Raw genomic sequence first — 12980 nt, 5'->3', positions numbered from 1 at the left:
TTAGACGGCCGTCTTTTCCCGCAAGCGCCGTCCGATGTGGAGCTACCCCACTATTTAGGTGCCCACATGATGAGGCGGGCCACAGCTCATCACCCCGGGTCCACTAAATGGATAGCCATCTTATTCAATGGCGTCTATTCAATCGCGGCGATCACCGCGCCCTGAGCCACCTCGTCCCCCTCGGCGACCCGAAGCCGGACGGTGCCGGGAACGGGTGCGTAAATCTCGGCGTCGACCTTGTCAATGGAGACCTCGGCGAGCAGGTGCTTTTCCGCCACCTGTTCGCCGTCCTCCACATACCAGGTGGACACGACGCCGGGCTCGCTGGCGTCCCCGGTCATCTTCGGGAAGAGAATTTCAGTCATTCGGCAACCGCCTTTCGCACCGCGGCCTCTATGCGTGTGGCCGTTGGCAACACAGCATATTCCAGTTCCTGGGCGTACGGAATGGGCGTATCCGGCATGCACACCCGGCTGAAGTGTGTCAGCAAGGTGGGGCTGTGCTCGGTGATGGTGGCAGCGATCTCCCCGGAGAGGCCGAACGATTGGTAATCCTCATCCACCACAATGACTTTTCCGGTCTTGGCGGCGGTGGCGATGATGGCCTCACGGTCCAGCGGAACCAGCGAGCGCAGGTCCAGGACCTCAACGCTGATGCCTTCCTCCGCCAACTTTTCAGCGACGTCCAGGCTGTGATGCACCGAGAGTGACAGCGTCACAATGCTCACGTCCGTGCCCTGACGAACAACCTTGGCCTTGCCCAGCGGAACCTCGTAATCTTCCTCGGGCACGGCGCCGATGGAGCGCTTGTTCTTCGACATCCAGGCCAAGCCCATGACGCCCTTGTGGAACATGTACACCACGGGATCATCGGAGCGGATGGCCGCGGTCATGAGCCCCTTGGCGTCATACGGGTTCGACGGGATCACCACCTTCATCCCGGGCAGGTGGGCGAAGGTGCCCCACAGCGCCTGGGAGTGTTGGGCGCCGTCGGAATAGCCGCCGCCCACGGCTGTCATGAGCACCATGGGGACGCGGACATTGCCGCCGGATTCGTAATGGATCTTGGCCATGTGGTTGTAGATCTGGTCCATGCAGACACCGAAGAAGTCCACGAACATCAGCTCCACAATGGGCCGCATACCTTCCACGGCCGCCCCGATGCCCAGCCCAATGAAGGCCGACTCCGAGATGGGTGTGTCAATGATCCGCTTCGGCCCGAACTTCTCCAGCAAGCCCGTTGTGGAGGAGAAGATGCCGCCGTAGGCACCTACATCCTCACCTAGGACAAACACGGCCGGATCCTGCTCCATCGCCGAACCGATGGCCTCCTGCAACGCCTTGGCCGTGTTGAGGCGGCGAGTCCCTGCGGGAGGTTCCAGCGGCAGCGCCTTGAGTGCCGCCGTCGTATTTTCCGTTGTTGCACTCATGATGAGGCTCCTTCCACAAAGACGTACTTGAGTGCCTCGGCCGGGTTGGGCGTTGGCGAGTTTTTGGCATGCTCGACGGCGTCCTCCACCTGCGTGCGCGCGTCGTCTTCCATCGTGGCGATGTCAGCGTCGGTGAGCACACCGGCGTCGAGCAGTTTCCGGCTGTAGACAGGGATGGGGTCGTCGTCGGAAACGGTGGCCAAGTCCGGCCGGTAGCCTTGGGCGTCGCCCTCGAAGTGGCCCCACAGGCGCAGGGTGTGCACCTCGATCAGGCTGGGTCCCTCCCCTGCCCGTGCCCGGGCCACTGCCTCGGCGGCCGCGGCGTACACGCCTTCCACGTCATTGCCCTCGACCCGCACGCCAGGAATCCCGTACCCGGCGGCACGGACTGCGTTGGAGGGAACCGACGTTGAGCCACTGCGGGGAACGGAAATGCCCCAGTCGTTGTCCTCGATGACAAAGATGACGGGCAGTTTCCACAGCGCGGCCAGGTTCAGTGACTCGTGGAAGGCGCCGGCGTTGGCCGCGCCCTCACCGGCCACGGCGACGGCGACGTTGTTGGTGCCAGCGTTGCGGAACGCGAACGCCTGGCCCAGCGCCGGCGGAAAGCCCTCCGCGACAATGCCCGAACAAGAGAAATGAATTGATGGATCAAACAGGTGCATGTGCCCGCCGCGTCCTCGGCCCAGCCCGGATTCACGGCCGAAGATCTCACCGGTCAGCGAACGCAGGTTCATCCCCTTGGCTATGGCCAGGTGGTGCGGACGGTGAGCTGCCGTGAGTGCGTCACCTTGTTCAAGGTGGGCACACAGACCGGCCGCCACCGGTTCCTGCCCGGCGGCCAGGTGCATTTCGCCCGGAATCAGACCCTTGCCGATGTCGAATCCCGGCCCCTTGTCCGCATGGTATTCGCGCAGGATGGCCTCTTCGAAGGTTCTGATCAGTATCATTTGGCGCAGCAGCCCGCGCTGCTGCTCTGCGCTGAGCGCCGTTGCGGCCTCAGTTGCTTCGGTGGTCATAGCGACTCCTTTGTCCAGCCCTAGTGTCCGAACAGGGTGCGTGGGAGCCCGCGGTTGCGCTGCTTGCTGCGCTGTATCAGCACTCGCCACGCCGCGCATGGCCAGCTCGACGCCCCTGTCTTCCGAGCGTAGGCGTGCGGCGTGTGGGAGGGTATGGCCAAGATTTCAGTCCGTGAAAAGTGCGGCCTTGACCGTGGGAATTGTCTCGGTTCGTCTCGGCACGCTTCGGTTGGCCTCGGAAGGAGCCGGTCAGGGGCCGTCGTGGCCGGTGCCGAGCACCAAGGATAATTGCCCGGCAGCCTCATGCAGCGCCTTCGCGTACTCGGCGCGCGAAGTCCCGGACGCGTCCCGTTCTCCTGAGGGCACCGACAGCGCCAGCGCCCCAATCCAGGACGAGGTGGACACCGGAACCGCAATGCAGGTGAAGCCCAGGGCGTATTCCTGGTGGTCCATCATGGTGGTGGAATTTTGCTCCAGTTCCCGCAGGAATTCCCGGGGCGATCGGATGGTGTACGGCGTCAATTCGGCCAGCGGGTGGCGGGCGATGTAGTCCAGACGGATGTTGGCGTCGAGGGAGGCCAGTATCTGTTTGCCGAAGGCTGTGGCGTGCGCACCGTCCTGCATGCCCACCCAAAGATCCACCCGCGGCGTCAGCGGCGTGTCCACAATGTCCACCACCTCGATCTCACCATCCGTGAATCGGCTCAGATAAATGGCCGCACGAACCTCATCCCGCAGACCGTTCATGATGCCGCGGCTGCGCGCCAGCGTGACCGCTTGGCTGCCCGCGGCCAGAGCCGGATGTGCCGGCCCCAACACGAAACCGTCGCGCTCGGCCACCACATAGTTCGAGTGGGCCAGGGTGCGCAGCACGTTGTAGGTGGTTCCCAGACTTTGACCCGTGGCGCGTGCAATGGACTTTGCCGAGAGCGGGCGGGACGCCGAGCCGATACAGTCCAAAACCGTCAGGGCGCGGCCTACCGATGTCAGCAGTGTGCCCGGTTTTTCACCCTCGGTTGCCATCGTGTGCATGGTTGAGCCTCCACTGCCAGCGTACAACGAGACGCTGCGGGCGGGGCTGTTACCCATCCGTCGGCCGCGGTGCGCCCCCTCCAAGGTACGACGCCGGGACGTCACCTTGCGCTGTCAGGCGGGCTCACGCCGTCGTTGCTCAGGTGCCCGGCGAGGGGCTGGCGTTACCCATTGCCGAAGTCCCGTTTCACTCTGCCACGAGTTGGGTACGGAAGCTGGTGTGGGTGTCCCGCGGGATATGTCCCGCGGAAATGGTTTTCTGTGTACTCGTGTACTGGGCCGGGCTGCTCAGTTGTGGGCCGCTGCCTTCTTCTTGGCCGCGGCTACGGTGGAGGACCAGACCGCGGCGAGCAAGGCTGCGGTGGTGGCGGCCATGACAGTCATTCCAGCGCTGCCTGTGATCAGCCCGGCGATGAACAGGGCGGCCATGCATGCGAGCCCAGCAACAGGGCCAATCCACAGCAAGCGGGTGCCATAGTTGTTTGCTGCTGGGGTCTTTGTGGTGGTGTTCATGGTGTTCTCCTTGAGATGAGGTATTCGATGGTGAAGCAATAACTCAATACTAGGGAAGTACTTTCCGTTACGTCAAGTACTTTCTAATAATTGTTTTTCTTGATGTGTGATTTTGCGGGCAACCTAAACTTTTTTCCGAGGCTAACCGGCCAAAAAACCGCGTGATTCCGCGCTACAGTGGTTGCTGACTTAGAGGAGTAACACCGTGGCAGAGACAGCGCCAGACCGAATACCCACACCTGCAGAAATCAAGCGTTGGCGCCAATACTTGGCTGATGAACGGGCCGAGGCAGCCGTGTACCGTGACTTGGCTAAGCGTCGAGAAGGCGAAGAGCAAGCCATCCTGCTAGCCCTCGCCGAGGCCGAAGGACGCCATGAACGGCATTGGCTGGAGCTACTGGGCGAGAATGCAGGGGCTCCAGTCCGCGGTTCACTGCGCAACCAACTACTGGGCTTACTGGCACGCCGTTTTGGCTCCGTTTTTGTTTTAGCGCTGGCTCAGCGTTCCGAGTCCAGGTCCCCCTACGCCACGGATGTTGACGCAACCGACGCCATGGCTGCCGATGAATCCATCCATGAAGAAGTGGTTCGAGGCCTAGCTACGCGGGGCCGCATCCGCCTCTCGGGTTCATTTAGGGCAGCAGTCTTTGGCGCCAACGATGGTTTGGTCAGCAACCTCTCGCTCGTCGTCGGCATGGCCGCGACAGGTGTATCCAGCCAAGTAGTACTGTTCAGCGGAATCGCCGGGCTGCTGGCCGGAGCCCTGTCCATGGGCGCCGGCGAATTTGTTTCCGTCCGCTCCCAGCGCGAACTCCTCGACGCTTCCCAACCCACACAGGTCACCCTGACAGCTGCCCAATCGCTGGATCTGGAAAACAACGAACTCGTGCTCGTCTACTTGGCCCGCGGCATGACGCGCGAAGCCGCCGAACACCGTGCGGCCGAGCGAATGGGACAGTTCAGCTGCGACTGCGATCCCAGCCTGTCGTTGCAGCCAGAGAACTTTGAATCTCCCGACGAACACGAAACTCTTGGCACAGCCTGGGGCGCCGCCGGATCAAGCTTCTGCTTCTTCGCTTCTGGCGCCATCATTCCGATCCTGCCATTCCTCTTCGGCATGACCGGACTCGGCTCGCTACTACTCTCCTGCATCTTGGTGGGCATTGCGCTCATGGGAACCGGAGCCATTGTTGGCCTGCTCTCCGGAGCATCACCACTCTGGCGCGGTCTGCGCCAGCTGGCCATCGGCATGGGTGCCGCCGCGGCCACGTACCTGCTGGGCTTGGCATTCGGCGGTCTGATCGCCTAACGCACGGCGCAACGCGAGACCTAGCGCGCGGGTCCGGCCCAAGACTGGCCCGTCGGTCAGCCAGCTAGAACCTGACACGCTTCCTCCACGGTGTCCACCACATGGACAAAGTTAGCCATAATCCGGCCCTTGGCCAGCGTGTGCAGCAACGGCACTACAGGCACTTCAACGGCCCAATAGTGATGGTCCACCAACACCATCGGCGCCACGGCACCTTCGGCGGCGTAGTAGTTTTCGCAGGCGTCTTGGAACACTTCTTGCACAGTCCCCGCAGCGCCGGGCAGGAACACGATCCCGCCACGGGAACGGTCCAGCAAGATCGCTTCACGCAGCGCGTTTGTAAAATATTTTGCGATGGCGCTGGCAAACACATTGGGCGGTTCGTGGCCGTAAAACCAGGTCGGAATCCCCAGGCTCGGGGCCCCGTCCGGATACCGTTCCACCACCGCCATCGCCGCCCGCGCCCATTCGGTGACCGAGGGGCGGAAACCGGGGACGTCTGTCAAGGTGAGTAGGGCACTTTCTAAGGTCCCGGCGTCGTACGTGGAAAGATAGGCACCCAAGTTTGCAGCTTCCATGGCGCCGGGCCCGCCGCCGGTCGCGACGAGAAATCCGGCCTGCGCCAAGGCCCGACCCAACTGGGCCGCCTGCACGTACTCCCGGCTCCCCCGCGCCGCCGCGTGCCCGCCCATCACGCCAACCACCGGCGCCGACTGCTGGGCAAGGAAATCATCGAGTGCGTTGGTGATGGCGTGGTCGTGCATGGCGGTGGCGAGTGTGGAATGCAGCGCGGGGCCCGTCTGCAGGCTCCACTGGTAAATGCGTGCGTCCGGTACCTGCTCATATTTCGCAGCGGAAATCCCGGCGAATAGCTCGGCGCCCGTGTACAGGTGGCCGCGGTAAGCGTTGAAAGGCAGGTCCGGCAGCGCTGGAAAAATCAGGGCACCGCGCCCGCGCAACAGATCTGCCACACCCGTATCAAAACTGCAGCCCATGAAAACTGCACCGGAAGCATGCAACGCCACCAGCGCCGCCGACCTCTCGCGCAGATCGACCGATTGGAAATGCCAGCCGTGCATGGACTTCGCACCGCCGGCAATCAGCGCATCAAAATGATCCAGCTCTTCAATCTCAACGGTGCGGGCATGGGGCGCGAGGGGTGCATTCACGCACCCAGCCTAGCCGCGCCGCCCACCAAATCCCGTCTAGGCTGGGGGTACTTCATTCGTGCGCGGCGCCAGCAGCTACGTCAGCACCGCGTCCACCCATCATTCAGGAGACCCCATGCAAGAAATCACCCCCGCCGATATCTTGGCCGCCGATCCCGATGTGCAGATCATCGACGTCCGCGAAACTGCCGAACTGGCCACGGGCATGATCGAGGACGCTGTCCATATTCCTTCGGGCTCTGTGGTTGAGCGTGCGGGTGAGCTGGATAAGAATCGCCGCGTCATTGCCGTGTGCCACGGCGGCGGGCGCAGCGGTCGGGTTGCTGCAGCCCTAACCGAGCTCGGATTCAACGCCGACACGCTGACCGGCGGCATGAGCGGATGGGAAGCCGAGGGCCTGCCTATGGTGCCCCCGGACGCCTAAGCTCCGCCGCCGCACGCGCTCGCCCGCACCCGCCCGTACTCGCCGCACGCACGCGCCGAGATCTTAGCCGTTGAAGTCAGCCGGATTCAGGCCCGTGCGGCACTCTCGCTCCAACGCGTCAATGGCAGCAACCTCAGCCGAGGTGAGTTCGAAGTCTAGAATGTGCAGGTTCTCGGCAATGCGGGCCGGGGTGACCGATTTCGGAATGATGATGCGCCCCTGCTGCAAGTGCCAGCGCAGCACCGCCTGAGCGGGTGTGCGTCCGTGTGCCCCAGCAATGGCCAGTACTGCGGGATCGTTCAGCACGGCGCCTTGAGCCAGCGGACTCCATGCCTCGGTGGCGATCCCGTTAGCTGCATTAAAATCAGTGATTGAGCGCTGCTGCAGGGCCGGGTGGAGCTCCACCTGGTTCACAGCCGGAATAGTTCCACCGAGAGCAATGACCTTCTCCAGGTGTTCAGGCAGGAAGTTGGAGACGCCGATCGCCCGCACCCGCCCAGCCGCCAACAACTCCTGCAGCGCCTTCCACGACTCCAGGAACGCATCCGTTGCCGGGGCTGGCCAGTGAATCAAATACAGGTCTAGGTAATCAAGGCCAAGCTTGGCCAGACTCGCATCGTAGGCGGCCAAGGTCGCTTCATATCCGAGATCGGAAATCCACACCTTTGAGGTGATGAACAGCTCCTCGCGGGCCAGTTCAGATGTGGCCAATGCGCGGCCCACACCTTCCTCGTTGCCATAGATCGCGGCCGTGTCGATGCTCCGGTAGCCAGCAGCAAGCGCCGCCGTCACTGCCTTCTCGGTTTCATCGTTGGGGACCTGGAAGACGCCGAAGCCGATCTGTGGCATGGCCACGCCATTGTTCAAAGTGATGGTGGGGATGGAAATCATGATGTGTTCTACTTTCGTGAGTGGTTAGAAATCGGGGTAACTAGAGTGCCGCGTGAGCGGTGGCCTCATGCTGCGAACCATGGCCGACGGAGGGCGAAAGCGTGAGTGCTTTGGCTTCCCTTTTGCGGCCGTCAACTGCAGCAAAAGCCATGACGGCCACGGCCAGCAGGGTCAGGCCAGCCCCGGCCCAGATGGGCGAGGTGTAGCCGAGTCCGGCCGTAATGGTGACTCCGCCCAACCAGGCGCCCAAGGCGTTGCCCAAGTTGAACGCGCCAATATTGGCGCCGGATGCGAGGGTGGGTGCCGCCGTCGCCCATTTCATGACACGCATCTGCAAGCCGGGAACGGTGGCAAAACCAATGCCACCCATCAGGAACAAGGACGCAATAGTCATGGGCTGGTTGCTGGCAGTCAGGGCGAACACGGCGAGGATAACCACGAGGACCGGCAGGATCACCATGAGCGTCGCATCGACGTTCTTATCAGCTGCCTTACCGCCGAGCGTGTTGCCAATGAACAGACCTACGCCGAGGAGGATCAGCAGCCACGGCACGGAGGTCGCGGCGAATCCGGAGACATTGGTCAGGGTGAAGGCGATGTAGGTGAAGGCGCCGAACACACCGCCATAGCCGAGCACTGTCACGGCAATGGACAGCCAGACCTGGCGCGATTTGAAGGCCTGCAATTCACCGCGGAGGCCAGCGCTGCGTTCGTGGGTAATCTTGGGCACGAGGAGCAAAATGCCGATCAGCGCAACCACGCCAACAGCCGTGATGGCCCAGAAGGTGGAGCGCCACCCGGCCTGCTGGCCGAGCAAGGTACCCAACGGCACGCCCAAAACGTTGGCAGCGGTGAGGCCCGTGAACATGATGGCGATGGCGCCAGCCTTCTTGTTGGGTGCCACCATGTCGGCGGCCACCACGGCACCAATACCGAAGAACGCTCCGTGACAGAGGGCAGCGATGACGCGGCCGATCATCATGGTGCTGTAGTCGGGGGCGAGGGCGCACAACAGGTTCCCGGCAATGAAGAGGACCATGAGTGCGGCAAGCACGGGCTTGCGCGGAAGGTGGGTAACGGCGGCGGTGAGGAACAGTGCGCCAATGACAACGCTGAGCGCGTAGCCGGAGATGAGCCAGCCAGCGGTGGCTTCGCTAACTTGGAAGTCGGCGGAGACTTCGGGCAATAGGCCCATGATGACAAACTCGGTGAGTCCGATGCCGAACCCTCCCAAGGCCAGTGCAATGAGGCCAAGAGGCATGATTTTCCTTTGAGAGACTTGGGTACTGCTTGCAATGCGCGTAAACTATTAGTTGCAGACGCGTTATAAATTGTTGCACACGCAACTATCCCGCGCAAGCAACTAAATACTTTTGTGCTGCACAGCACGTAATCTCGGGAGGGGAAGGTCCATGGGCATCAAGGACGACGCCGTTGAAGTTCGCGCCCAGGGCTGGCGAACACTGGCGGCTCTGCACGGACTGATTGAGTCCAGCATGGAGAAGTCGCTGCAGAATGCAGCCCAACTCTCTGTTGTTGAATTCACAGTTTTGGATGCTTTGGCACGGCAGGATGGCTGGCACATGCGCATGCAGCAACTGGGCCGGGCTACGGCGCTGAGCCCTAGTGCCACCACGCGCCTGGTCAACCGGCTGGAGGATCGCGGGCTACTCACGCGGATCCTGTGCGCCGATGACCGCCGTGGGATCTATACCGAGCTCACGCCTGCGGGATCCGAACTACTGACCTTGGCGCGGCCTGTTCACGACGAGGCTCTCGAGCATGCCCTCGCCGAAGCGGCCCTGCTGCCCGAGCTGGCACCGCTGGTTACCGCACTCCCCCAGCTCCACGCCGCGGTTCCTGCCCCGTAGCGCCGGGTACCCACCGGGAACCGTAGGAACTTTAGGCACGTTCGGGACGGACTGCCTTCGCCTCATCCCATCAGGGCGGGCACCAATGAAAAATGCCGCCGTTTGACGTAATTGCCATAGTTCAAACCATGGCAATTACGTCAAACAGCGGCATTATTCACAAGTGGCGCCAGTTTGGCGGCACCCGGGAGTAAAGAAGAATTACAGAGCTGCGTAAACTTCGCGCAGCAGGGTTGCGGTCTCGGAAGGCGTCTTGCCAACCTTGACACCAGCAGCCTCGAGGGCTTCCTTCTTGGCCTGAGCCGTACCTGCGGAGCCAGAAACGATGGCGCCGGCGTGGCCCATGGTCTTGCCCTCAGGAGCAGTGAAGCCTGCAACATAGCCAACAACGGGCTTGGTGACGTGGGCCTTGATGTACTCGGCTGCGCGCTCTTCAGCGTCGCCACCAATTTCACCAATCATGACGATGGCCTTGGTCTCCGGGTCAGCCTCGAACGCAGCAAGTGCGTCGATGTGCGTGGTGCCGATGACGGGGTCGCCACCGATGCCGATTGCGGTGGAGAAGCCCAGGTCGCGCAGTTCGAACATCATCTGGTAGGTCAAGGTACCGGACTTGGAGACCAAGCCGATCGGGCCCTTCTGGGTGATGTTGTTCGGGGTGATGCCAACGAGTGCTTCACCGGGGGTGATGATGCCGGGGCAGTTCGGGCCGATGATGCGGGTGATCTGCTCACCATTAGCGTCAACCTTGGACTGAGCCAATGCCCAGAACTCGGCAGCGTCCTGAACCGGCACGCCTTCGGTGATGACAACAACCAGCGGAACGCCAGCTTCGATGGCTTCAACGACGGCGTCCTTGGTGAATGCCGGGGGGACGAACACGATGGAGACGTCTGCGCCGGTAGCGGCAACAGCTTCTGCAACAGCGCCGTAAACGGGCAGTTCAACGTCGCCGTGCACAACCGTGGTACCGGCCTTGCGTGCGTTCACGCCACCAACAACCTGGGTGCCAGCCTTGAGCATCAGGGCGGTGTGCTTGGTGCCTTCGCCGCCGGTGATGCCCTGGACGATGACCTTGGAGTCTTTAGTCAAGAAGATAGACATAAGTTTTCTAAACCTCTACTTTGCTGCGTGGGCGAGTTCGGCAGCCTTGTCGGCGCCCTCGTCCATGGTTGCGGCCAGGGTGACCAACGGGTGGTTGGCTTCGTTGAGAATGCGACGGCCTTCTTCAACGTTGTTGCCGTCCAGACGGACAACCAGCGGCTTGTTGGCAGCTGAGCCGAGCTCGGCGAGTGCGCCGACAATGCCCTTGGCAACAGCGTCACAAGCGGTGATGCCACCGAAGACGTTGACGAAAACGCTCTTGACCTGGGGGTCGTTGAGGATGACGTCCAAACCAGCGGCCATGACCTCTGCGGATGCTCCACCGCCAATGTCCAAGAAGTTGGCGGGCTTGACGCCGCCGTGGTTTTCGCCAGCGTAAGCAACAACATCCAGCGTGGACATAACCAGGCCGGCACCGTTACCAATAACGCCAACTTCGCCGTCGAGCTTGACGTAGTTCAAATCCGCAGCCTTGGCCTTGGCCTCCAACGGGTCAGCTGCAGCAGCGTCTTCGAGTTCCAGGTGGTGCGGGTGACGGAAGTCGGCGTTCTCATCGAGTGAGACCTTGCCGTCCAGAGCCACGATGTCACCGGCGCCGGTGAGAACCAGCGGGTTAACCTCAACCAGGGTTGCATCTTCCTTGATGAAGACGTCCCACAACTTGATGATGGTGGCGGCCACCTTCGGAGCCAGCTCGGCGTTGAAGCCTGCGGTGGCGACGATCTCGTCGGCCTTGGCCGCATCGATACCGACGGCCGGGTCAACAGCAACGCGGGCCAGAGCTTCGGGGCGCTCAACGGCGAGTTCCTCGATCTCCATGCCGCCTTCTACCGAGCACATGGCCAGGTAGTTGCGGTTTGCGCGGTCCAGCAGTACGGAGAAGTAGAACTCCTGCGCAATGTCTGCACCCTGTGCGATCATGACCGTGTTAACGGTGTGACCCTTGATGTCCATGCCGAGAATGTCAGAGGCATAACCGAACGCCTCTTCAGCGTTCTTGGCTACCTTGACGCCGCCAGCCTTACCGCGGCCACCGACCTTCACCTGTGCCTTGACGACGGTGACGCCGCCAATCTTCTCGGCTGCTGCCTTTGCTTCTTCAGGGGTGTGCGCCACGATGCCGGCCAACACGGGAACGCCGTGAGCCTCAAACATGTCGCGCGCCTGGTATTCAAACAGGTCCACGGATTAGTGTCCTTCTGCGTCGAAGTAGTGATCTTGAGGGTGTTAGCCCCTTTCACACATTACCGTCTCACACCACAAGCACATATTTGACTAATTCACCACTGTTTTAAAGCGATTAACGGGTAATTCGGCTCACACTGACCCTCTAGTGACGCACGGAACGCACGACGGCGTGACCTTCCTTGCGCGCGCACCAACCGTGCGCGCTCCCTCGGCTAGGGCGTGGGTGCGCCCCCTTCCACAAGGAGCGGGCACTTTCCCGCACTTATGAAGTGGGTGCGGCCGAAGTGGGTGCAGCAGATGCCTTGACGTCGGGGACGTCGGGGACGTCGGGGACGTCGGGCCCGAAGATTTCATATTTCTTGGCCGCAATGAAGAATCCGGTCTCGTCGGCCAGGTTGGCACAGGCCACCCCGTCGTCCAGGGGTGCGCAGCGATACCCTTGGGCCTCCATGGCATTGCCGGGTGGCAGCACGGCAATGCTGTTCATGTCTTGGCCACCCGAGTTTTGCTTGGCCGCTCCGCTGAAACCAAATACAGCTTCAACAGCGGTGACCCCTGCCCGGCAGCCACCATATTCGGCATAATCTGGGTAAAGCAGGGCTGTGCCTCCGAGGTAGCCGATATTGGTGCCGGCGCAGTTATCAACGATGTCGTTCTGGGCAGGCGTCGGATAGTTCGCCATCTGACAGTGCGCCACGGGGATGATCGGTGCGGCCTCGTTGGCACTATTGCCGTAGTTGTTGGGTTCCCACGGCAGGTTCAAGTTTCCAGCCTGTGAGGTGGTGAAAATGCAGGCGATATTGCGTGAATCCGTCACAAACTGCGGCAGTTCAGTGCTGGCGAGACCATCCGTGGGCTTCACCACCGGAGTAGCTTTCAGCCGCTCCACATAAGTGAGCGGATCCGTGGGCCCTTGGCTGGTGGCAGTTGCCGGCGCTGGATCCGGAACGGTGATGCAGCCGGAAAGAGAAACACAAAAAAACAGCATGGCCGCGAGCAAAGCCGCAGTTCTGCGCAGAGCCACTCCCATC

The 12980-nt window shown here is 61.9% G+C and carries 14 protein-coding genes; 3 read left to right on the top strand and 11 right to left on the bottom strand.

Features of this window, described 5'->3' with window-relative positions; genetic code table 11:
* Positions 1–134: 134 nt before the first annotated feature.
* From AB0O97_RS10140 to AB0O97_RS10120, 5 genes are all read right to left on the bottom strand, one after another.
* Positions 135–365 carry a lipoyl domain-containing protein gene (locus tag AB0O97_RS10140; protein ID WP_363837430.1) on the bottom strand — a complete coding sequence of 77 codons (231 nt, stop codon included), beginning with the start codon at positions 363–365 and terminating at the stop codon, positions 135–137.
* Positions 362–1429, bottom strand: coding sequence for an alpha-ketoacid dehydrogenase subunit beta (locus AB0O97_RS10135; protein WP_363882165.1), 1068 nt, complete (start codon positions 1427–1429; stop codon positions 362–364). Before AB0O97_RS10135 ends, AB0O97_RS10140 begins: the two co-directional genes overlap by 4 nt.
* Entirely contained in the window at positions 1426–2448 is a 1023-nt protein-coding gene (locus AB0O97_RS10130; RefSeq protein ID WP_363882163.1) for a thiamine pyrophosphate-dependent dehydrogenase E1 component subunit alpha, read from the bottom strand. The genes AB0O97_RS10135 and AB0O97_RS10130 overlap by 4 nt, the downstream gene beginning before the upstream one ends.
* A gap of 249 nt (positions 2449–2697) precedes the next feature.
* Positions 2698–3480: an IclR family transcriptional regulator C-terminal domain-containing protein gene (locus AB0O97_RS10125; RefSeq protein WP_363882161.1), complete on the bottom strand. Its 783-nt coding sequence runs from the start codon at positions 3478–3480 to the stop codon at positions 2698–2700.
* Between the two features lie 288 nt (positions 3481–3768).
* Positions 3769–3993 (bottom strand): hypothetical protein, encoded by a 225-nt coding sequence (locus AB0O97_RS10120; RefSeq protein WP_363882159.1) that lies wholly within the window; start codon positions 3991–3993, stop codon positions 3769–3771.
* 205 nt (positions 3994–4198) lie between these two features.
* Between AB0O97_RS10120 and AB0O97_RS10115 the strand changes: the two genes are divergently transcribed.
* A complete protein-coding gene (locus tag AB0O97_RS10115) occupies positions 4199–5302 on the top strand; it encodes a VIT1/CCC1 transporter family protein (protein ID WP_363882157.1) in 1104 nt (367 codons plus the stop codon).
* A gap of 56 nt (positions 5303–5358) precedes the next feature.
* On the opposite strand, the gene AB0O97_RS10110 is transcribed toward AB0O97_RS10115, so the two are convergent.
* Entirely contained in the window at positions 5359–6471 is a 1113-nt protein-coding gene (locus tag AB0O97_RS10110) for a Rossmann fold nucleotide-binding protein (RefSeq protein WP_363882155.1), read from the bottom strand.
* Positions 6472–6586: 115 nt separating this feature from the next.
* On the opposite strand from AB0O97_RS10110, the gene AB0O97_RS10105 reads away from it, so the two are divergent.
* Positions 6587–6895, top strand: coding sequence for a rhodanese-like domain-containing protein (locus tag AB0O97_RS10105; RefSeq protein ID WP_363837449.1), 309 nt, complete (start codon positions 6587–6589; stop codon positions 6893–6895).
* 63 nt (positions 6896–6958) lie between these two features.
* Here AB0O97_RS10105 and AB0O97_RS10100 read toward each other — a convergent pair whose 3' ends face one another.
* Both AB0O97_RS10100 and AB0O97_RS10095 read right to left on the bottom strand, forming a co-directional pair.
* Entirely contained in the window at positions 6959–7786 is an 828-nt protein-coding gene (locus AB0O97_RS10100; protein ID WP_363882153.1) for an aldo/keto reductase, read from the bottom strand.
* A 40-nt stretch (positions 7787–7826) separates the two neighbouring features.
* Complete coding sequence (locus AB0O97_RS10095; RefSeq protein ID WP_363882152.1) at positions 7827–9047, bottom strand: MFS transporter; 1221 nt, start codon at positions 9045–9047, stop codon at positions 7827–7829.
* 151 nt (positions 9048–9198) lie between these two features.
* Between AB0O97_RS10095 and AB0O97_RS10090 the strand changes: the two genes are divergently transcribed.
* The gene (locus AB0O97_RS10090) at positions 9199–9657 is read left to right on the top strand and encodes a MarR family transcriptional regulator (RefSeq protein ID WP_363882150.1); all 459 of its coding nucleotides are present in this window, start codon (positions 9199–9201) and stop codon (positions 9655–9657) included.
* A gap of 201 nt (positions 9658–9858) precedes the next feature.
* Here the strand turns inward: AB0O97_RS10090 and sucD are convergent, their stop codons facing one another.
* The 3 genes from sucD to AB0O97_RS10075 form a co-directional block, all read right to left on the bottom strand.
* Complete coding sequence (gene sucD / locus AB0O97_RS10085) at positions 9859–10761, bottom strand: succinate--CoA ligase subunit alpha (protein ID WP_363837463.1); 903 nt, start codon at positions 10759–10761, stop codon at positions 9859–9861.
* Positions 10762–10776: 15 nt separating this feature from the next.
* Positions 10777–11946 (bottom strand): ADP-forming succinate--CoA ligase subunit beta, encoded by a 1170-nt coding sequence (gene sucC, locus AB0O97_RS10080; protein ID WP_363837466.1) that lies wholly within the window; start codon positions 11944–11946, stop codon positions 10777–10779.
* Between the two features lie 265 nt (positions 11947–12211).
* On the bottom strand, positions 12212–12979 hold the full coding sequence (locus tag AB0O97_RS10075) for a hypothetical protein (protein ID WP_363882148.1): 768 nt from the start codon (positions 12977–12979) through the stop codon (positions 12212–12214).
* Between the last annotated feature and the right edge of the window lies 1 nt (position 12980).

Origin of the sequence: Specibacter sp. NPDC078692 (genome assembly GCF_040686835.1) — a bacterium.
Classification (GTDB): Bacteria; Actinomycetota; Actinomycetes; order Actinomycetales; family Micrococcaceae; genus Specibacter.
This window is presented reverse-complemented; position numbering and strand designations above follow the sequence as displayed.

Coding starts and splice junctions, on each gene's coding strand:
- AB0O97_RS10140 (WP_363837430.1), bottom strand. CDS start 365: ATGACTGAAATTCTCTTCCCGAAGATGACCGGGGACGCCAGCGAGCCC.
- AB0O97_RS10135 (WP_363882165.1), bottom strand. CDS start 1,429: ATGAGTGCAACAACGGAAAATACGACGGCGGCACTCAAGGCGCTGCCG.
- AB0O97_RS10130 (WP_363882163.1), bottom strand. CDS start 2,448: ATGACCACCGAAGCAACTGAGGCCGCAACGGCGCTCAGCGCAGAGCAG.
- AB0O97_RS10125 (WP_363882161.1), bottom strand. CDS start 3,480: ATGCACACGATGGCAACCGAGGGTGAAAAACCGGGCACACTGCTGACA.
- AB0O97_RS10120 (WP_363882159.1), bottom strand. CDS start 3,993: ATGAACACCACCACAAAGACCCCAGCAGCAAACAACTATGGCACCCGC.
- AB0O97_RS10105 (WP_363837449.1), top strand. CDS start 6,587: ATGCAAGAAATCACCCCCGCCGATATCTTGGCCGCCGATCCCGATGTG.
- AB0O97_RS10100 (WP_363882153.1), bottom strand. CDS start 7,786: ATGATTTCCATCCCCACCATCACTTTGAACAATGGCGTGGCCATGCCA.
- AB0O97_RS10095 (WP_363882152.1), bottom strand. CDS start 9,047: ATGCCTCTTGGCCTCATTGCACTGGCCTTGGGAGGGTTCGGCATCGGA.
- AB0O97_RS10090 (WP_363882150.1), top strand. CDS start 9,199: ATGGGCATCAAGGACGACGCCGTTGAAGTTCGCGCCCAGGGCTGGCGA.
- sucD (WP_363837463.1), bottom strand. CDS start 10,761: ATGTCTATCTTCTTGACTAAAGACTCCAAGGTCATCGTCCAGGGCATC.
- AB0O97_RS10075 (WP_363882148.1), bottom strand. CDS start 12,979: ATGGGAGTGGCTCTGCGCAGAACTGCGGCTTTGCTCGCGGCCATGCTG.